This is a genomic window from Streptomyces sp. NPDC048696 (assembly GCF_043198895.1).
Classification (GTDB): domain Bacteria; phylum Actinomycetota; class Actinomycetes; order Streptomycetales; family Streptomycetaceae; genus Streptomyces.
Window position 1 is genome coordinate 520,523 of sequence record NZ_JBICVJ010000003.1, and the last position, 18,814, is coordinate 539,336.

Consider the following 18,814-nt stretch of genomic DNA (forward strand, 5'->3'; position numbering starts at 1 on the left):
GCCTTCCCGTGAGATGGGCGTACGGACCCACGTCGAGCGGTGGCTACTTCGGCTGGTACTGGGACGGCCCGGGCATGAGTCTCATGGTCGGCGCGTACTCGTCCGTGACCGGCCACGGGAACCGGGGCCCCTCGAACTGACCCCTCCCCGCCGTCGGCCCGCCCTCCGCTAGTCTGTAGTCGCTCCGCCGCTGCTCGGCCGGGGCGAGGGTGGGTTGCCCGAGCGGCCTAAGGGAACGGTCTTGAAAACCGTCGTGGCGCGAGTCACCGTGGGTTCAAATCCCACACCCACCGCCACAGGGGCCACAAGGCCCAGGTCAGAAGGGGTGCCACCGATACGGCGGCACCCCTGACTTATTCGAACTGTCTCACGGTTTCTCGCCTGTGACCCGGTCCCGATCAGGGCGTCTGGGCCAGCCGCGGGCCAGGTTCAGGCGTCGTCCCCGATCTCAAGACCCGCCTGGATGAGCGCGTTGGCCCGCGCCGAACCACCCTTGAGGATCTTGGCGTAGAAACGGTAGAGCACCGCGACGCTGTGGCCGGCCCGGTACGCGACCTCTACCGGGTCCACACGCTGCTTGATCCAGAGCGAGATCGCGGCATGACGCAGGGAGTACGGCACGTCAGCCATCTTCGTCTTGGCTTCCTTCGAGCTGAGGACGGCTTCTCGTGCCGTGTCCCAGACTGCGCAGTATTCGTTCGACGTGAGCCGGCCGCCGAGTGCTGCCCGGAAGATCCGTCCATCGGAGGCGACGCCGAAGCGGGCGATATGCGAGCGGACCATCCGCACGTACACCGGAGGGATCGGCACAGCGCGGACGGCGTTGCTCGCACGGTGCTTGAGTCCGCGTTCGTCGTGGGATTTTCCGCTGTCCGTCCACCCCGAACCGACCTCGGGATGGCTCTCCGAGACCAGCACCTCGCCCCATGCATCCGGCTCGCTCTCGGGCGGGAGAACAAAGTCCTCCTCGCGGAGAGCGACGGCCTCACCGGGCCGGGTGGCGACGTAGTAGATCGCGCCGAAGAACGCCTCCAGGTGCTCGCCCCGCGGCCCTTGCTTGGCGACCGCTCCGATCAGATCACGGGCAAGCCGAGGACCCGGGACGTAACGGAAGTCGACCTCGTCCGACCTGGTGGGCGCTGACCAGTCGACCGCAAAGAACGGGTGACGGGTCAACAGCGCACGTTCTTCGACCGCGTACCGGAACGCGTTGCTGAGGACCATGCGCTTGCGGTTGGCCGTGTTCTCGGCCGCTTGCTCCCCGTTCAGTAACTTGGAGATCGCAATGAAGGCTGCACGGACGTATTCGGGTCGCGCAGCCTCGTCGACCTTGAGCGAGTTGGCCGCGATCCAGCCGACAGCCTCTCTGATCTCCTCGGGGACGCCTTCTGCGTCGGAGCGCGATATGTAGTCGCCGCCCTCGGCTTTCGTGGCTCTGAACACCCATTGGTACAAGGCAGTGCGCAGGATCCTGGAGTCCGGCTGGCCATCGTGCGTGGTCACGAAGACCGGGGTGACGACGGCCAGCGACTCGGCGATGTTCGCCCGGTGCTTTCCGGCAGCCCCGGGCCACTTCATCAGGGCGTAGTCCTTGGCGTGTTGGAACCACGTGGGCATGGCGAGAGCGGCCAGCTCCCTCTCGGGAAGCCCGGTCTCCACATCGAACCGCTGCCCGTCTCGGAGCGCGGACATTAGCTCGGAGCGGCGCCCGTCTGCCTGTGCACTGGTCAGGTAGCTCTTGGAATGTGTCTGCGTCCCTACCCGCCAACGCAGCTCCCACGGCTTTCTCCGGCGAGCGCGTTTCCGAAAGGCCCAGATGTCGACGTCGTACGTCAACAAGTGCGGTCCTCCTCCAGGTTGTCGAGCCACTTGTCGAAGTCGGCCCGGCGGAAGCGCAGCTGGCCGTTGGGGAGCTTTATGCACTTGGGGGACTTGCCCCGGGCGCGCATGCGGTAGAAGGCAGCGCGGGACATATCGAGCTCGTGCAGGACGTCGGCGAGTTTCAGGTGTGGCTCTCGGCGCAAGGTGATCAAACCCCCTTGGTGATCGGCTCGGTGGGCGGTGTGGGGTCGCATCCGGGGTGGGCGGTCTCGCCGTACGCGGCCAGAGCGCTGTCGAGCGGGTAGCCGCAGGCGGTGCACGAGGTGGCGGGAGCAGAGAGAGGTTGCATCTCAGCGTCCCCAGCGGTCCCAGCGTCCCCCTGCTCGTATTCATGCAGGTCAGAGGTGGTGTCGTGGGGGGACGCTGGGAAGAGGACAGCGTCCCCCTCAGCGGTCCCAGCGTCCCCCCGGGCCCGGAGGGGGGACGCTGAAGGGGTCGCGCTAGCGTCCCCCCTGTTTGTGCAGGTCACGGGCGTTTCAGGGGCGGTGGGGGACGCTGGGGACGCTGTTTCGCACCTTCTCTCTGGGGATGGTGTGAGCTTGTACAGGCGCTGCTTCTTCGGCTTCGGTCCGCGCTGGGAGTCGTCGACCTCGATGCCGATCGTGCGCAACGCCGGCGCGAGGCGCTTCAGCTGTCCGCCCGCGCGGGTGGGGTCCTTGGGCCACTTCTTCGGCAGCTTGTCGGGGGTCACAACCTGTTCGAGCAACTGCGAGGCGGTGACGGTGATACCCCCGGCGCCTGCCTTGTCGACCAGGTCGACCACGGCTTGGGCGAACGGCTCCCCGTCCAGGACATCCGCCACGGCGTCGGCCGTGGCGGACCTGTACGAGTCCAGCGTGTGCCAGCCGGTCACGTGGTCCACGGCGGCCAGGACGCGGGCGAAGTCCGCCATGCGCGGGCGTTCGCACAGCTCGACGTCTGGCAAGGCCTTGAGGACCTTGGCCAGGAGGTCGAACAGGGAGGCGAGGATCGCGGGGTGGGCGTCGGCGTACGCCTGGTCCAGCTCGGCTTCCTCGCGGCGCTTGTGGTCGGGGATGAGCTGGAGCTCGATCGTGAGGAGGCGTTCGGCGAGGTCGCCCGCGAGCGCGCCGGCGTCGATGGTGGTCATCGCCAGGACGCGCCGGAATTCGAGGACGACCACGTCGTCGTCCGTGTAGAGCGCTCGGTCGACGATGCCGTCGCCGGTGACCGCTCGGCACAGGGCGTCCGACAGCCAGTCCGGGACAGTGGAGACGTTGTCGAGGCAGATGGCCCACGAGTTGAAAGCCTGTACAGCCCAGGACTTCAGGTCGCGGGGTGCCGTGCGCTTCGGGGCGCCGGACGGGTCGATGATGCCGATGACCATGGCCGCGCCCTTGGACTTGCCGGTGCCCTGTTCCCCGCGGAACGCGAGGATCGGGTGCGGCAGGTCCGGGATGAAGGCTGCGACCAGCCACGCGGCCAAGAGCTCGAAGCCGTCGTCGGTCGTGTTGAGGAGCGTGCGCAGCTTGGCCAGGCCGTCGCCGTCACTGACCGGTTCCGGGAGGGGCTTCATGGCGCCCGAACGGCGGAACACCACGGGAGAGGCCGACAGGCGCTGCCAGCCGTCGGCGTCCACGGCGACGCAGCGGCCGTCGGAGGTGCCGAGGTCGATGATGATGCGCTCGTGGTGCCTGGCTACACGTAAGTGGGGCGTACGCGGGTCCGCTACTGCGGCGATTCCTTCCAGGACGGTCATGGCATCGGCGAGAGCGGACTGGGACGGGACCGATCCGTTGTTGCTGTCAGCGAACTGGCGGGCGAGCTGGGAGCGCAGGCCGGCCTTGCCTCGCAGCGGGAGAGCGAGGTTGGGACCGTCGATCGTCACGCCGTACGGGCGTCCGTCGTCCGACATGAACAGCTCGTAGCGTTCGCGGGCGAGCGCGGCGAGCTGCGATGCCTGCGAGGGGCCCTTCTTGTCGGGGTCGATGCCGTTGGCCTCGACGATGCTTCGCGCGAGAGCAGTGGGGGTCGGGGAGGCATTGCCGTTGGCGCGCAGGGTCACTGGCGGCCTCGGGCAGCGGACGCGATGGTGGCGCGAGCCTCGTTCTCCGGGAGGCCGATGTGCACGGCAGCGTCCCCGAGGGCCTGTGCCATGTTCGGGCCCTGGTCGGTCTCGTGAGCTCGGCACGCTGCCCAGTACAGGCGGTCGTTGCGCTGACCATCCGGAGCATCGAGAACGAACTGCACCAAGGCGATGGCCTGGCGACCGGAGACCGGCAGGGCGGGAGAAAGTGTTCGCGAGGAGACTGCCAGGGCGAGCAGCTGCAGGACTTCGGCCGGGGCCGCGACGATCGGGTGTCCCTCGGTCCCGGGGGTGCGTACGTACTGCCCGCGCACGGTGATTGACCCTGGCCCGACCAGGTAACCGCCCGAGCCGCGTACGTCGATGCCTGGCGCCAGACGGCCGGCGGAGTTCGGCACGGTGCGGTCCGCCGGACCACGAAGCCACAGGTGTAGGCCGCCGCTCGGGGTCGTCACGCTGACCGTTTCGGGAACCGTGAAGCCGTGGTCGTGCGCCAGACGCTCGAAGTTGGCGATCCCGTCGACGTCGTTCTTCACATCCAGGTCCACGCCGACGAGGTGATGCGGCGGTGCGCCGCAGGCGATGCCGTAGCCGGTGGCCCAGGGGGCGGCGGCGAACAGGGTCCGGATGGCGTCGGGATCGGTGGTGGCGTCGTGGATGCCGTGGCCGATCTGCCCGCACTCGCCCCGGCAGCGCGCGGGGCGGCGCTCTGCGCGGTGTGGGGAGCGCACCGCGGGCAGCTTGGTACGGCTTAGCGGGATGACCGCGAGGCCGTGTTCGGCTGCTTCCAGCGCCCGGTCGACGATGGTGCAGGGGGCGGGGCGGGGCATGCTCTTCTCCTTCTCGCGGGGCAGCGACCAGGGGCGTCGGACGCGTCAGGCGGCGGTGTCTGACGCGTCCGACGTGGGTCGCGCGCACGTATGACCTGTGCGTTCGGGGCGGTCCGGCGTCAGGGGTGTTTGACGCGTCTGTCGCGTCAGGGCCGTCAGGCCGCTTCGTCGTCCTCATCGCGCACGATGCGGTACGAGCCCGTCTCGTCGGTCTCTTCGAGGCGGCCCGCCATGACGAACGCCGCAACCTGCCCGGAGACCCAGGAGCGGGATCGGCCGTGGCGGTCGCAGTGCGCCATGAAGTCGGCCGGGCGGACCACTGTGCGGCCCTCCGCCTCGAACTCGTCCAGGAGTTCGTCCATGGCTCGCCGGGCCTGTGCGGGGGAGAGCTGGATCTTCGGTTGGGCGGGCGGACGTTCGGCGAACTGGACGACCGTGGTGGGTTCGGGTAGCGGCTGCTCGGGGTCGATGTCGTCCAGGTCCTCGTCGTACGCGTCGTCTTCCTCAGCGTCGTACGAGGTCGGCTCACCGGCGAAGGCCTCGTCCGCGTCGTAGTCGTCGTCCAGGCTCTGGTCGTACGTGGTCTCAGGCATGGCGGTGTCCTCCTCGGGCTGTGTGGTGCCGGGCAGGGGATAGCGGGTGCGCCGGGTGTACTGGCGGCCGGCGGCCTTGGCCGCGGCAACCTCGGTGACCGGATCGGCGGCGGCGCGCACAGAGGCGAAGGCGAGGACGACCCAGTCGAGGTATTCGCGCGCAGTCAGGTAGCTGCGCGCGGGAGTGGCCCACAGAGCCTCGGGGACGCCGTTGGCGACCAGGTAGGAGTAGCCCGGCTTCTTGTCCTTCCAGACGTGCGGCGCGGCGCCGGCGTCCAGGACGTCGTCGTCCAGGGCGAAGGTGGCGTCGCGGTCGTTGCGTACGCCGAAGCACCAGGTGGAGCCGAGGGAGGCGCGGGTGTCGGTGGAGACCTGGTTGCCGGAAGCGCGCTGCATGGAGACCACCAGCGACATGCCCGCGGAGCGGGCTTCCTGGCCGATGCCGGTGAAGACGTCGTCGTCGGTCTCGCGGATCGTCTTGGCGGCTTCCTCGAACCAGCCGATCAGGTACGGCATGCCCGGGGAGCCATCGGCCTGGACTTCGGCGCACGCCGGTTCCCACTGCTTGTAGCCGTACTTGGCCAGCCACTTGGTCCGAGCGGGGATGGCCGCTTGAAGCGCCGCGAGCATCGCCTTGGTCGACTTCATGTCGAGCGCTGCCCACTCGATCGCGGGCAGCAGCGGGCCGAGGGTCTGCTCGGCTTTCGCCGGGTCGGAAGCCCACACGATCACGTCGCGGCGGGTGAGGATTTCCGCGAGCGCGGTGACGGCGCCCTCGGACTTCCCGGAGCCGGTCATCCCCATGACCAGGAGGTGCATGGCGTTGCGCGCGGCCGCAGCATCGCCAGGGAAGTACATGACGGGCTCGGTGCCGTCTTCGTAGATCCCGACGTGCACCGGGTCGGCGATCGAGCCGCCGGGGTGCGACGGGCCGGGGCAGGGGACGGTGTTCTTCAGCAGGTCGCGAGGCACGACGGTGAGTTGGACCCGGGAGGCGGAGTCGGGGTCGTTGACGACTCGGACCGCGTTGGGCGGGACATCGAGCGCGGACGCGAGTTTGGGCAGTGCCTTGGCGACGTCGTCGTGGGTGAGTTCGCCGCGCGGGAGCTGAAGGTCGAAGGTGGCCTTGTTCGGAGCCACTGAGGACCCGGTGACCTGGGTCTTGGCGAGGCCGACCTTTTCGAGCAGCCCGCCGTCCGCGCTGCTGCCGGTCTGGTCGGGGTTGCGGCGCAGGATCTGCCGGATGTTCCACGTCAGCGCCAGGGTGGGGGCGCCGATGAAGTACAAGCCGGGCAGGGGACCGGTCCCCGGGCCCGCGATGGCGGCCGCGGTGAACCAACCGGACGACGCGGCAACCGTGATCGCGGAGTGCAGACGGCGCTGCTGGGTGGTGGCCTTGCCCGCCCACCAGGTCGCCGACGTGAGCGCGACGGACGCGAGGGTGAGCCCGGCGGTGGCGGCAGCGTTGTCGGCCCAGAACAGGTGGGCGGGCAGGGAGGCCAGGCCGGTCCCGATCCCGGCCAGCCACGGGGGCAGATGCGGCTTTGCGCGGTGCAGCAGGTACTCGATGACGCCCCCGCCGCCGGTCGCGGCCCGCAGCTGCTCCTCGTAGACCTGCTCGGGCAGGATCTCGTACACGGCCTGGACTCCTTGCCTGGTCGTTTACTGGTTGAAGTCGAATCGGCGGCGTGGCTGCCGCATTTGCCGGGCGCGGTAATTCGCGAGCTCGGGCTCGAACTCCCGCTGGAACGCGGCATAGGTGGCGGCGGCGTTCTTCGCGGCGTCGCGGGCGTCGTCGGCGACCTTCTTCAGCCGCCGGGAGACGCGGCGAGCCCTCGCGCGGGAGCCGAACGCCCGGCCATCAGGGTCGGGGATCTCCTTCAGCGCGCCGTTGAGGACTTCGGCGGCACCGGCGAGCTCGAAGGACAGCTGAAGGAAGACGTAGCGGGCCTGGTCGCAGTAGGTGCGCACGTCGCTGCTGTTGAAGAACTCCGGGTCACCGAGCGGACTGTGGCCGGGCTTGTTCCCGCCGGCCGCGCCACGGGAGAAGAAGCCTCCGCCGGGCCCGGCGCTCGTGCGGTTGCCGCCGGGCTCGTTGACGTGGAAGTGGTACTCGCGGGTGCGCGTGCGGTTCGTGGTCCGGGTCTGGCTCTTGCCGCCGGTGCCGGCCTGCCCGGAGCCGTTGGCCGACTGGGAGCGGCCTTGCTGCCCCCCTCCGGAGCCGTTGCGCTTGGTGAAGTTGGACGTGCGTCCGTTGCCGTTCGGGCTGTTGCTGAAGGCCATCAGATCTCCTCAATGGGGTCGGCGGAGGTGCGGCGGCTGCGCAGCCACAGGGCTTGTCCTGCGGCGGTGGTCAGCAGCCACAGCAGACCGAGCGGGCCGGACACGGGGCCGAACAGGAGGGCCAGGGCCGTCCAGGTGGCCGCGGCCGTGGCGAGCATGGCCAGGCCCCGGCGCCAGCGGCGAACCCGGTGGTCGACATCGGGGCGGTGCAGCCGAGCCCACACCAGCCAGCCCGGCGGGACGGCCGCGAGCGGGGCCAGGGCGAGGCCGGCCCACCAGAACGCCGCGTGGCCGATGGCGGTGACCGGGAGCGCCAGCACAGCGATGCCGGTCGGTACCCAGCTCTTGCGGTGCTCCCACAGCGCACTCCCCAACGCCCACGCGATGCGGGAGGCGAAGGAGGGCTGCTCGGGGACGACCAGCACGATGGGCTGAGCGGAGCGCCGGCCGAAGCCGCGGCGGTGCTGACGGGGGATGCGTATGGCGGTGGCGCCGGGCGGCACCTTGGCCGTACGCGAGCGGGTCCGGTTGGTCACGGCGCGCACTCCTTGTCGGTACCGATGTGCCGAGCGGCGATGTGCAGGGTCGGGTCCGCGTACACCTGCTCCAGAACCGCGCGGAGTTCGGCCAGCTGCTCGGTGGTGATGATCGAGCGGTGGGTCAACTGCCGGGGCAGGTGGGCGGGGGCGTCCAGGTCATCCCATGTGAGCCGTACGCAGATGGCGGCGAGGATCGTCATCGGCTCGCCTCCGCAAGAGTCCTGGGGAGCTCCCCGAACGCCTCGTCGAGAACGCGCTCCTCGGCTTGGCCGACCGGTGCGAGCGCTTCCGGCTGCGGGGCAGGATCGGCGGACTGCATCGCGAGGTCGCGGATGCGGGCGGCACGGCGGGTGCCGATGCCGTACGCCTTGATCAGCCAGGTCGCCGACGGCTCCTGCCCGGTGGCGGCACGTTCGCGCGCGGCGGCGACGAGTTCGGCGTCGGAGTGGCCGGGCGGCAGCTCCCGCCGAGTGCTCCCGCCGTTCGCCGGGCGGCGGGACTGCCGGGGCTTGGGCGCGGCAGGGGGTGTCGACGGAACGGACGGCGGGGGCTGCTCCTGCCCGGCTTCGGCGGGGCTGCCGGTGGCGGACGGCAGGGTGCGCAGGTGCGCCATGTGGACCAGCAGACCGAGCACGACCGGCGGGACCGCCGATACGGACACGATGAGCGGCCAGCCGACCGGGACCACCCCCGCCGCGACCGTGTGGTCGACGGCGTTGCCGGCCACGGACAGGATGATCGCGCCGATGGCGTTCGCCTTGGCCCAGGCGCGGGCCACGGGGTTGCGGGTGGAGTTGCCGAGCCAGACCCGTACCGCGGTCATCGCGTACGCGTCGATGGTCAGCGGCAGCAGCCATGACAGCCATGCCCACCAACCGGTCCGTACCGCGAGGTCTTGCAGCGCGGCGTACGAGGAAGCGGCGGCGGCGATGCCCACGGCGCCCATCCCGGCGAACAGCAGCCAGTCACGACGCGGCGCGGGCCGGAGTTCTGTGGCTGTCGCGGAAGTGAGGGATTCAGTGGTCATCGACGCTCACCCGACCGCGTTCGAGAGGCCGGAGACGGCTGCGGTGACGACCTGGGAGACCACGGACTTGGTGGATTCGGCGAAGCTGCCGGAGAGGTAAACGCCGATCAGGACGCCGACAATCAGCGTGGACCAGCGGTGTCCGATGTAGGTGCACATCACGATCCCGGCGGTGAGGAGCATCAGCAGGATCGGGACCGTGACGGCGAGCGAGGGGCCGGCCGCAGCGGCGGCCAGGGCGGTGTTCACGGCGTGCGACTCCTTCGAGGAGACGGAAGCGGGAAGGGGCGGGGCCTGGGGTCCCGCCCGGCGCGGGTACGAGGCCAGCGCGCGGGGCGGGACAGGCGCGGGGGCTACTGGCCGCGGCGACGTTCGTCCTGCGCGATGGTCAGGTCGATCAGCTCGGCGGTCGTGCAGTAGCCGACGTACGTGCCGCCGGCGTGCCAGATGTGCCAGCGAGCGGAGTACAGGCCCGGCTCCTGCGTGGCGACAGCGAGGTAGGCGCGGCGGCGGATCACCGGCAGGTCCGGCAGGCTCACGGACTCGGGGAGCGGCGGGGGCGTGGCCATCACCACTCCTCGAAGCGCACGTCGGAGATGCAGGTGACGCCACAGACGGCCTGCTGGCCGGGGGCGTGGTCCAACTCCCAGGCCAGGGCGTAGTCGTCGCCGACGTAGACCTCGCGGTATGCGCCGCAGCCGCACAAGCAGGGCGACAGCAGCGTCAGCACGCCCTGCCACTCGTCGGCGTCCAGGGGCTCGCGGACGCAGTGAACGAACAGCCCCTCGCCGAGGTACGTGACCGCCATGGGCCGCAGCAGCTCGGGGCGTCCGTCCTCGACGACCGGGTAGCCCTGCCACGCCTCGGCGGGCAGCGCCCGGTCGAGGGTCTGCGGGAACGCCTGCTGCATGTACTCGATGGCGAAGTCGACCGCGCCCCGGCACTGGTTGCGCTCCCGCGCCTGGCGCTGCGCCTCCCAGTCCCGTTCGATCTCGGAACGGTAGGCGGCGGCGAGGCGGCGCAGCTCGGACAGCACGGACGTGGTGGTGTTCTGGTCGGTCACGACGAGACCTCCGAAGGGCTCGGGGGTGTCGGACCGGGCGGTGAACGCGGAGGTCATCGCAGGGCCTCCTTCCCGAGCCGGGTGGGGTGGCAGCTGTGGGCGAGGGCCGCGCGGCGGGCGGCACGCTGGCTGCGGTGGGTGGGGTGCCAGCGGCAGACGCGGCAGCGGGGGCGGGTTGCGCTCACGCGACTCGCCTCCCGACCAGCGGCGGTCCCGTGTCGGCGGACGTGGCGAGCGCGGCCAGGCCGTCGTCGGTGACCTGCGGGGCGTACTCCGGGAGCGCGTTCAGCTGATCGAGCGTGTCGATCAGGACCGTGACCGGGAGCGCGTCACCGTCGAAGTGGGCGACGACGGCGGCCCGGGCGGCGACCAGGAGCTCGGCGTGGTCGTGGCGCAGAGCCGCCAACTGCCGCCGCAACTGGTTGTTCAGCCGGTTCATCGAGGCGAGCGTCGGCCGAGGGGCGGCCGGAAGAGTCCGGGTGGACATGAGGTGAAACCTCCGAAGGGAGGGCTGCCGGGTGCGCGCGAACAGGGCGACCCACGGCCGCGCACAGGCCGGCAGCCGAGACATAAGAAGACGAGGGAGGCTCAGCGGCGCCGGTAACGGCCGCGTGGGACCTGCTGGTTGACCAGCGAGCGCAGCACCACAGCGCAGACGGTGATGGCCAGCGCGCAGACCGCGATGGAAGCGGCGACCACGGCGATGGAGAGCAGCAGGGCCACCAGCACCGTGCCGACGACCAGCGCGCCGCCCGCCCCGGCGACGACCAGCGTCGCGGGCGAGGGGCTGTGCGATCGCGTCGAGGGTACGGGGGCGTGGCCACAGCTGCACGGGTGCGTCGGCGTCTCCGCCTGAATGGGCGCGGAGGAGCTGAAGGTCCGGCCCGCCGCATCCGTCAGGACGTACCGTGTACCGGCTTGCACCTGGGGGAAGTTCGGCTCGTTCATGCCGCCGGCACCCCCTTGCGCTGTACGTCGCGGCGCTCCTCGGCGGTAAGTCCGCCGAAGATGCCGAACGCTTCGCCGCGCTCCAGAGCCAGCCGCAGGCACCGTGCCCGGACCGGGCAGCTCCCGCAGATCTGCTTGGCCATGTCGACCGCACCCGGCGTCCCGTCGAAGAACATCTCGGGGTCCGCTTGCGTGCAGGCCGCGCCTGCCAGCTCGTGCCGCTCGGCGTTGAGCCGGTCGGCCACGGAGGGAACGGGGTGCAGGTGCGGGCGACGAACGCCACCGAGGGCGCCGCGCGAGCCGCAGCGGTAGATGGTGCCCATCAGCGCACCTCCGCCCGCTCGATACGCGCGATGGGCGTCCACTCGTGGCCACAGCGGCCGCAGACCGCACGAGCGGTGCCGCAGCGCGAGACCTGTACCCGCCCGTGACAGCGCGGGCAGGACACGCACCGCGCGACCGGCCGCCGGTCATAGAAGGGAGCCGCGCCCATCACGCCTCCCGGCCCGACAGGCGAATCTCCATGCCGTTCTCCGCCGCCCACCTCCGGGCCCGCCGCTCGTCCTCGCGGGCGCAGTGCCGCGTGAAGTCGACGTAGCCGTAGGCGCGGAAGACGATCGGCCCGAAGTCCAGGTCCGCGCTGGCGTTGCCCTCGCGGTCGTACCCGACGTCCAGGCCGTGCGCCTGGGCGAACGTCTCGACGGCGAGGTTGGTGTGCAGCGGGAGCAGGAACCGCTGGTCGTGCGGGACCGGAAGGTCCGTCCGCTCCAGCCGGTCCGCCAGTCGGCGAAGGCCGGCCACGAAGGCGGCCCTCTCGCTGGGCTCGGGGGAAGTGGCCGCAGCCGATAAGGCTGCGGAAGTACGCTGGTTGAGCATCGTGAAGCTCCTTCAGACAGAGAGCGATGCGTTGGCCTCGGCAGGAGCTCGGTAGGCGTTGGCGCGCCTCCGTAGCCCAGATCTGCCGGGGCCGTTTCCATGCGCGAGGTGGCTCGGGATGTCTCACCCGGGTTCAACCTCATGCAGTAGGTTCCACCTAGTGCATGAGGTTGTCAAGGGGTCTCGCGCTCGGTCCTGCCGTCTGGCTCGCAGCTTTCGCCATGTGTTGCACTATCTGTGGCTGGTGCAGCAGGTGCGGGTGGAAGGAAGACGGAGTGGCCAAGGCGCAGGAAGGGCCCGCTTACAAGCGGCTGGCGGATGAGCTGCGATCAGAAATCGCACGCGGCGTCCTGCCGGTCGGTGAGCCGATTCCGTCTGCATCGAACTTGATGAAGACGCACGAGGTGTCCACCACCGTGGTGCGGGACGCACTCAAGATCCTTCGTGACGAAGGGCTGATCTACGGGCAGCCTGGCAAAGCGGTCTATGTGCTCGCGACGCCGGACGAGTCGAAGGCGAAGCGGCACTCGCTGGATGAGCTGAGTGACGGGTTCCTGCAACTCCAGGAGCGAGTCGGCGAGTTGGTGGTGCCGACGGATGCTTCTGCCGTCGAGGAACTGCGCGAGGAGATGGGTGAACTTCGCCGCTCGGTCGCCGTCCTTCAGGCACAGTTGATCGAGCTGTACGGGCGCGTGGGGCAGCCGTACCCGCGCGACAAGGCCCCCATGAAGACCGAGGGGCCAGAGGGGTCACGAAGGGCTGTCAGCGGCTGAGCCGCAATTCGGAGGGGGACATGGAGAGCCCGAGGAAGTCCGGCACAGTCGTATCGCTGCACGGCAGGGCGTCCTACCGCCCCGATCTCGCAGAGTTGGCACGGAACCAGCTGACCGCCGCCCGGACCACCAAGGGCCTGTCCCACGCGGAATTCGCGGAACTCCTGTCGACGATGCTCGACTGGAATGTGAGCCCGGAGGCTCTGGAGTCGTGGGAGACGACGGCGACCCCGCCCGGCGACGTCCTGGTCGCCGCAGAGCTGATGGTGCGGCAGTCCGCGCCCGGCCTCACCGAGGGGGAGCCGCGGGATGCCCTGACTCAGATCGTCGGAGATCAGTTCGCCGACCTCGCTGGTGTCTACGCGAGCCGTTCCGAGTTCCAGGCCAAGGTCTCCGCAGCCGACCTCCTGGACGACGCCAAGGACATCAGGATGGCCGGGCTGTCGCTCAACCTGCTGTGCCAGTCGTACTCCGAGGCACGGTTACGCCAGATCGTCGAGGACGGAGCGACGTTGCAGGCGCTCTTCCTCAAGCCCTACGGCCACTTCATCGCGGAGCGTGAACACGAAGAGGGGTACCCGGAAGGGCGTCTCTCCGCGCTGACGGCGATGAACTTGACCATCCTGCAAGAGCGTGTCGTGGAGCGCTTGAGTCCGGAGGCGGCGCAGAGGATCGCGTTCGGGGTGTACGACGAGCCGATACGGTTCAACATCACCTTGATCGACGGTCAGTTGTGCGTGGCGCAGCCGTATCTGCCCCAGACTCGTGGTGTGGACTCGCCGACCTTCCTCGTACGCAAGCGCAGGGTCGCCGGCGGGCTCTATCCGACCTTCGACCAGATCTTCACCACGCTGTGGGAGAGGCGGGAAGTAAATGACTGACCTGCGGCCGCTGCTCGACATTGCCTGTGCGGCGCTGGACCAGACGTCTGGGCTGGTGACCGAGATGGCAGTCGGGGCGGTGCAGGCCAAGGGAGACCGCGACATGGTCTCCGAGATCGACTTCGCGGTCGAGGAGCGCGTGCGCGAGTTCCTTCGGAAGGAGACCCCGGAGATCGGGTTCTTGGGGGAGGAGCACGGCGCCACGGGGCTCGGTGGATCGCTGACGTGGGCGCTCGACCCGGTCGACGGCACGGCGAACCTGGTCAACGGGATCCCGCTCTGCGGGGTGTCCCTGGGGCTGATCGAGAACGACCGAGCGGTGCTGGGGGTCATCGACCTGCCGTTCCTCGGCCAGCGCTTCAAGGCTGCCGAAGGGCATGGCGCGTACGCCGATGGAAGTCGAATCGGTGTGAGCCGGACGAAGGTTCTGAGCGACGCCATCGTCGGCGTGGGTGACTACGCGGTCGGCGAGCGTTCCCGCGAGCGGAACGTGCGCCGACTTGCGCTGACGGGCCGGCTTGCTGAGAGCGTGCTGCGCGTGCGCATGCTCGGCTCTGCTGCGCTTGATCTGGTCTGGGTGGCTTCCGGAAAGCTCGACGTGAGTATCGCGCTCAGCAACCACCCCTGGGACATGGCTGCCGGGGTCGCGATTGCGCGGGAGGCGGGAGCCATCGTGATGGACAGCGATGGGACTCCGCACGATCTGCGGTCGGCCGCCACGGTCGCTGTAGTGCCGGCGCTGAGGGACTCGATTCTTGGGCTCCTCGCGAGGCTCTGATCAGTGTGAATGTCGGCCGCGCTCAGATATCTGCCAGTCAGCGCAGCCGGGTTGACGGCTGCCACGGCCCACGTGGGACCACCCCCGCATGCGCGGGGACCACGTGAACAGGCTGATCAAGGTGACGAAGCGGAAGGGACCACCCCCGCATGCGCGGGGACCACCAGGCGCTCGGCTACTCCATGACCTGGCAGCAGGGACCACCCCCGCATGCGCGGGGACCACCGCCGACAGGGCGGCCAGTACCAGCTGCTGATGGGACCACCCCCGCATGCGCGGGGACCACACGTAGCCGGTGGCCGGATTGATCGTGCCGACGGGACCACCCCCGCATGCGCGGGGACCACCCACCGAGACCATTGCATCTGCGGACTACTCCGGGACCACCCCCGCATGCGCGGGGACCACACAACCTCGGTCATCATCGACAAACCCCTCCCCGGGACCACCCCCGCATGCGCGGGGACCACACCTGGAGCGCAACACCCGGCGGCACCTGCTCGGGACCACCCCCGCATGCGCGGGGACCACGGAAAGAGCACGCTCGGGACGGCCATCGGTAAAGGACCACCCCCGCATGCGCGGGGACCACAGGTCGCGTCCGCACAGCCGCACCGGGTCAGAGGGACCACCCCCGCATGCGCGGGGACCACAAAAGAAGCCCGGATTTTTCTTCAGCAGGCGCGGGACCACCCCCGCATGCGCGGGGACCACGTCACGGAGTACAAGGTCGCCACCAACGTGCCGGGACCACCCCCGCATGCGCGGGGACCACGGCGAGCTGGTCGTCGGTGAGGCGTTTCTGCCAGGGACCACCCCCGCATGCGCGGGGACCACTTGGGTTGCTTGACGGCCATGGTGGTGAAGATGGGACCACCCCCGCATGCGCGGGGACCACTGGATGTCCAGGAGCTTGGCGCGGGCCGAGGCGGGACCACCCCCGCATGCGCGGGGACCACCTGAGTGCGCGACGGGCCGGGTGGCACGGCGAGGGACCACCCCCGCATGCGCGGGGACCACAGAAGGCGGCCACGCCCTCTCCGAAAATGGACGGGACCACCCCCGCATGCGCGGGGACCACCTGGTGCATCTCGTCAGTGGCTCAATGGGGTAGGGACCACCCCCGCATGCGCGGGGACCACCGATCGGGCTGTGGGTGATCGAGCGGCGCAGCGGGACCACCCCCGCATGCGCGGGGACCACCTGGGGCGGGAACGCGGGCCGGACCGGGCGTCGGGACCACCCCCGCATGCGCGGGGACCACGAGGTCCACGACCTGCATCGCGACACCTGTGCGGGACCACCCCCGCATGCGCGGGGACCACTCGTCCAGCACGATCTGTACGGGATCGGCCCAGGGACCACCCCCGCATGCGCGGGGACCACATGGTCTGGCCGTTGGGCTGCTTGACGGCCATGGGACCACCCCCGCATGCGCGGGGACCACTGGCCGAGTGCCTGGCGGGTCCAGGCCGTGAGGGGACCACCCCCGCATGCGCGGGGACCACAATGTCTCCACGATTTCCGGGACCAGCACCTGGGGACCACCCCCGCATGCGCGGGGACCACTGTCCGTCATCGACCTTGAAGCCGACGGCCCGGGGACCACCCCCGCATGCGCGGGGACCACACCGTCCTCGAACGCGCCAAGACCATCGGCCTGGGACCACCCCCGCATGCGCGGGGACCACCGCCCACTGGGTCAGCCCTGAACAGTCGAACGAGGACCACCCCCGCATGCGCGGGGACCACTCTTTGACGTACATGGTGCCGAGCTGGAGCCGGGGACCACCCCCGCATGCGCGGGGACCACCTCCAGCGTGATCAGTGCGATGTCACGGACGTGGGACCACCCCCGCATGCGCGGGGACCACGGTTCTGAATCGCGGCCGTGCGCGACGAAGGCGGGACCACCCCCGCATGCGCGGGGACCACGGTTCTGAATCGCGGCCGTGCGCGACGAAGGCGGGACCACCCCCGCATGCGCGGGGACCACCTGGACGCCGAGCCCGACGCGGCCGCCGGCTCGGGACCACCCCCGCATGCGCGGGGACCACCGTGTTCACCGGGCCACCGCCTCGGGGAGCCGGGGACCACCCCCGCATGCGCGGGGACCACCGGAGTTGACCAGGCGCGTTAGGCGTGGCAGCCCCGTTTTTTACTCACTTCTTGAGAAACAGGCATTCAACGCATTTCCCCATATCTCCGGGAACCAGATAATTATTCGGGTGTTTGGCCCTAGTGGGTGCCTGCCCTGGTCTTACAGGACAAGCCTTGCAGCTGCATGCGAGTCCAGGGTGGCATTTCGACCAAGCGGTGCGGGGTGGATCCGGGACGAGAGGCACCCGCTGACGAGCGGTGGGGAGTGGACAGGTCGCCCGTTACGTGACGTTGGCGGGGCTGTCGCTCAACCGGTGGATCAATGCTGCAAAGCGGCTCGGCGACATGCGGGGAGGCGCCTGCCCCCGGAGCGGCTGGTGGCGGTCAACGAGACGGCGGCTGTCATGGGGAGGGTCCGGGCTAGCAGCCGCAGTCGAGGGAGCACGAGCGATATCACGTCGCGAACCCGCTCTCTTGGGAACGTGCCCAGCCGTGATTGCCATGCGCAGCGGGGAGTCCCATGGCCCCGCCGGGTAGCTGTGGGCCATGGACGGGCCAGCCTGGCTCTGAGCGCAATCAATAAGGACATAGTGCCAGGTCAGCCCGTTGCCGCTGCTGCTCGCGTGACCCTCTTGAAAACCGTCGTGGCGCGAGTCACCGTGGGTTCAAATCCCACACCCACCGCGTTGTGCGGCCTGTGAGGCCGGACGAGCACCTTGAACGAAGACAGGCGCCCCGGAATCCGGGGCGCCTCTCTTCGTGTGTCACGCGCTCTCGCGTGTCTCCCGCCCGATCAGACGCGGTTCATCCGGCGGCGGCGCAGCAGGGTGAAGCCCGCGGCGCCGAGGGCGGTTGCGGCTGTGCCGCCCGCGTACGGGGCGGTCTTGTCGTCGCCGCCCTGGTCCTTGATCTCGGCGCCCGCCGCCACCGCGCCCTTGGGGACGATCGTGGTCTGACCCGCGCTGTCGGCGGAGAGGGCCGAGGTGGGGGTCTTGGCGGTCGTGGTGGTCTTGTCCGTCGAGGTGGTCGGCTTCGCGGTGGTGGTGCAGCCCTTCGGCATGGCCGGGAACGAGCTCCACTGGTACGGGGTGTCGCCGCCCTGCGTGCGCTGGCCGAGCTTCGGCGTCGCGGTGTCGCCGCCCGTGATCTTGAGGCCCATGCCGAGGCCGGCGTTCGGGTGGGCGCGGTCGGCGGAGGCCAGCACCTTGAAGTTGCTGTCCCGCTGCTCGGCCTTCCAACCGGCCGGGCCGTTGGTCAGCTTCACCGAGAAGCCCCAGCCGAACACGCTGTGGGCGACCTCGGTCACGTCGCAGCCGGAGCGGGTGTGGATGAACTCCGAACGGAGCTTGCCGGTGGTGGCGCTGAGGGCCACGTGCATCCCGTGTACGTAACCGTCGACCCCCTCCTCGCCCTCGCCCTCCGTCGAGAGGATCAGGACCACGTGCCCGTTGGTCAGGAACTCGGCGCGGTAGTGCCCGCGCGAGGACTTGTGCACGGTGACGGTCTCGCCGTTGACCAGCTTGTACGTGGTGTCGCCGCCCAGGTCCTTGCCGCAGTCGTCCGACATCTTGGGGAACGGGGTGTTCTTGGTCGCGTGCTCGCCGCCCTTGAGCCACTGGTTGAACGTCGGCACCGCGAGGCCCGTGCCGGTGATCGCGATACCGGCCTCCATGTCCTTCGGGTGCACCTTGTCGACGGTCGCGACGACCTTGCCCTTGCCGTCCTTCAGCGCCGCCTTCGGGCCCTGCTTGAGGCTGTTCGTCAGCGTGACGGTCATGCCCGCGTGGACGGACGGGACGGTCGCGACGGCCGTGCACTTGTCGGGAGTGGTGGCGGAGGAGGCGCCCGCCTGGGTGGCGGCCAGGGCGGCCGACGGGGTGAGGAACGTACCGGCGAGGGCGGCGGTGGCGATCGCGGCACGGACGGCGACGCGGCGGCGGGCGGTGTAGGTCGACATGAACGACTCCGTGAAGCTGGGGCGGCCATCTGGGCCGGCGATGAGTGAGGAGGTGGAGAGTCGCAATGCCGCCTCCTCTGTCGGGTGGGGCCGCTGAGGCTGGGCGGTGGCTGCAGAAAGAAATCTATGGAGTGGCTGTACGCGAAGCGTCCGCTCCATGTCACGAGCGTGTGACAGGCGATCAAGGTCGCTCAAGCCGCTGACCAGCGCCGATGTCGCCGGGCGCGCCAGCAGGACGCCC

General features: G+C 70.0%; 22 protein-coding genes, 1 tRNA gene and 1 CRISPR repeat array. Of the genes, 5 read left to right on the forward strand and 18 right to left on the reverse strand.

The features are described from left to right. Positions 1-8 precede the first annotated feature (8 nt). Complete coding sequence (locus ACGFRG_RS08640) at positions 9-140, forward strand: hypothetical protein (protein WP_393262547.1); 132 nt, start codon at positions 9-11, stop codon at positions 138-140. Between the two features lie 68 nt (positions 141-208). After that, positions 209-296 (forward strand) — tRNA-Ser (locus tag ACGFRG_RS08645). Between the two features lie 133 nt (positions 297-429). Here the strand turns inward: ACGFRG_RS08645 and ACGFRG_RS08650 are convergent. The 17 genes from ACGFRG_RS08650 to ACGFRG_RS08730 form a co-directional block, all read right to left on the reverse strand. Next, positions 430-1,836 (reverse strand): tyrosine-type recombinase/integrase, encoded by a 1,407-nt coding sequence (locus ACGFRG_RS08650; RefSeq protein WP_393262550.1) that lies wholly within the window; start codon positions 1,834-1,836, stop codon positions 430-432. After that, positions 1,833-2,024 (reverse strand): helix-turn-helix transcriptional regulator, encoded by a 192-nt coding sequence (locus ACGFRG_RS08655; RefSeq protein WP_393262553.1) that lies wholly within the window; start codon positions 2,022-2,024, stop codon positions 1,833-1,835. The genes ACGFRG_RS08650 and ACGFRG_RS08655 overlap by 4 nt, the downstream gene beginning before the upstream one ends. 5 nt (positions 2,025-2,029) lie before the next feature. Then, positions 2,030-3,904, reverse strand: coding sequence for an ATP-binding protein (locus ACGFRG_RS08660; protein WP_393262556.1), 1,875 nt, complete (start codon positions 3,902-3,904; stop codon positions 2,030-2,032). Beyond that, positions 3,901-4,755 (reverse strand): bifunctional DNA primase/polymerase, encoded by an 855-nt coding sequence (locus ACGFRG_RS08665; RefSeq protein WP_393262558.1) that lies wholly within the window; start codon positions 4,753-4,755, stop codon positions 3,901-3,903. The genes ACGFRG_RS08660 and ACGFRG_RS08665 overlap by 4 nt, the downstream gene beginning before the upstream one ends. Positions 4,756-4,910: 155 nt before the next feature. Beyond that, the gene (traB, locus tag ACGFRG_RS08670) at positions 4,911-6,986 is read right to left on the reverse strand and encodes a plasmid transfer protein TraB (protein ID WP_393262560.1); all 2,076 of its coding nucleotides are present in this window, start codon (positions 6,984-6,986) and stop codon (positions 4,911-4,913) included. 24 nt (positions 6,987-7,010) lie between these two features. Beyond that, on the reverse strand, positions 7,011-7,631 hold the full coding sequence (gene traA, locus ACGFRG_RS08675; protein WP_393262563.1) for a plasmid transfer protein TraA: 621 nt from the start codon (positions 7,629-7,631) through the stop codon (positions 7,011-7,013). Beyond that, the gene (locus tag ACGFRG_RS08680; RefSeq protein ID WP_393262565.1) at positions 7,631-8,167 is read right to left on the reverse strand and encodes a hypothetical protein; all 537 of its coding nucleotides are present in this window, start codon (positions 8,165-8,167) and stop codon (positions 7,631-7,633) included. Before ACGFRG_RS08680 ends, traA begins: the two co-directional genes overlap by 1 nt. Next, positions 8,164-8,370 carry a hypothetical protein gene (locus tag ACGFRG_RS08685; protein WP_393262568.1) on the reverse strand — a complete coding sequence of 69 codons (207 nt, stop codon included), beginning with the start codon at positions 8,368-8,370 and terminating at the stop codon, positions 8,164-8,166. The genes ACGFRG_RS08680 and ACGFRG_RS08685 overlap by 4 nt, the downstream gene beginning before the upstream one ends. Then, positions 8,367-9,197, reverse strand: coding sequence for a DUF2637 domain-containing protein (locus ACGFRG_RS08690; RefSeq protein WP_393262571.1), 831 nt, complete (start codon positions 9,195-9,197; stop codon positions 8,367-8,369). The genes ACGFRG_RS08685 and ACGFRG_RS08690 overlap by 4 nt, the downstream gene beginning before the upstream one ends. Before the next feature lie 6 nt (positions 9,198-9,203). Then, on the reverse strand, positions 9,204-9,446 hold the full coding sequence (locus ACGFRG_RS08695; protein WP_393262573.1) for a hypothetical protein: 243 nt from the start codon (positions 9,444-9,446) through the stop codon (positions 9,204-9,206). Between the two features lie 104 nt (positions 9,447-9,550). After that, positions 9,551-9,766, reverse strand: coding sequence for a hypothetical protein (locus ACGFRG_RS08700; RefSeq protein WP_393262576.1), 216 nt, complete (start codon positions 9,764-9,766; stop codon positions 9,551-9,553). Then, positions 9,766-10,317 carry a hypothetical protein gene (locus ACGFRG_RS08705; protein WP_393262578.1) on the reverse strand — a complete coding sequence of 184 codons (552 nt, stop codon included), beginning with the start codon at positions 10,315-10,317 and terminating at the stop codon, positions 9,766-9,768. Before ACGFRG_RS08705 ends, ACGFRG_RS08700 begins: the two co-directional genes overlap by 1 nt. Further along, the gene (locus ACGFRG_RS08710; RefSeq protein ID WP_393262580.1) at positions 10,314-10,445 is read right to left on the reverse strand and encodes a hypothetical protein; all 132 of its coding nucleotides are present in this window, start codon (positions 10,443-10,445) and stop codon (positions 10,314-10,316) included. The genes ACGFRG_RS08705 and ACGFRG_RS08710 overlap by 4 nt, the downstream gene beginning before the upstream one ends. Then, positions 10,442-10,747 carry a hypothetical protein gene (locus tag ACGFRG_RS08715; protein WP_393262582.1) on the reverse strand — a complete coding sequence of 102 codons (306 nt, stop codon included), beginning with the start codon at positions 10,745-10,747 and terminating at the stop codon, positions 10,442-10,444. The genes ACGFRG_RS08710 and ACGFRG_RS08715 overlap by 4 nt, the downstream gene beginning before the upstream one ends. Positions 10,748-10,848: 101 nt before the next feature. Next, a complete protein-coding gene (locus tag ACGFRG_RS08720; RefSeq protein ID WP_393262584.1) occupies positions 10,849-11,208 on the reverse strand; it encodes a hypothetical protein in 360 nt (119 codons plus the stop codon). After that, the gene (locus ACGFRG_RS08725) at positions 11,205-11,531 is read right to left on the reverse strand and encodes a WhiB family transcriptional regulator (protein ID WP_393262587.1); all 327 of its coding nucleotides are present in this window, start codon (positions 11,529-11,531) and stop codon (positions 11,205-11,207) included. The genes ACGFRG_RS08720 and ACGFRG_RS08725 overlap by 4 nt, the downstream gene beginning before the upstream one ends. 169 nt (positions 11,532-11,700) lie before the next feature. Further along, a complete protein-coding gene (locus ACGFRG_RS08730; RefSeq protein ID WP_393262590.1) occupies positions 11,701-12,084 on the reverse strand; it encodes a hypothetical protein in 384 nt (127 codons plus the stop codon). Between the two features lie 275 nt (positions 12,085-12,359). On the opposite strand from ACGFRG_RS08730, the gene ACGFRG_RS08735 reads away from it, so the two are divergent. From ACGFRG_RS08735 to ACGFRG_RS08745, 3 genes are read left to right on the forward strand one after another with little or no spacing between them, the layout of a single operon-like run. Next, positions 12,360-12,857: a GntR family transcriptional regulator gene (locus ACGFRG_RS08735; protein WP_393262592.1), complete on the forward strand. Its 498-nt coding sequence runs from the start codon at positions 12,360-12,362 to the stop codon at positions 12,855-12,857. A 20-nt stretch (positions 12,858-12,877) separates the two neighbouring features. Next, complete coding sequence (locus tag ACGFRG_RS08740; RefSeq protein WP_393262594.1) at positions 12,878-13,738, forward strand: DUF5919 domain-containing protein; 861 nt, start codon at positions 12,878-12,880, stop codon at positions 13,736-13,738. Further along, a complete protein-coding gene (locus ACGFRG_RS08745; RefSeq protein WP_393262596.1) occupies positions 13,731-14,516 on the forward strand; it encodes an inositol monophosphatase family protein in 786 nt (261 codons plus the stop codon). Before ACGFRG_RS08740 ends, ACGFRG_RS08745 begins: the two co-directional genes overlap by 8 nt. Positions 14,517-14,590: 74 nt before the next feature. Continuing rightward, positions 14,591-16,634: a CRISPR direct-repeat array (repeat unit 29 nt; unit sequence GGGACCACCCCCGCATGCGCGGGGACCAC). Positions 16,635-17,409: 775 nt separating this feature from the next. Here the strand turns inward: ACGFRG_RS08745 and ACGFRG_RS08750 are convergent. Beyond that, positions 17,410-18,573, reverse strand: coding sequence for a hypothetical protein (locus ACGFRG_RS08750; RefSeq protein ID WP_393262599.1), 1,164 nt, complete (start codon positions 18,571-18,573; stop codon positions 17,410-17,412). Positions 18,574-18,814: the final 241 nt, after the last annotated feature.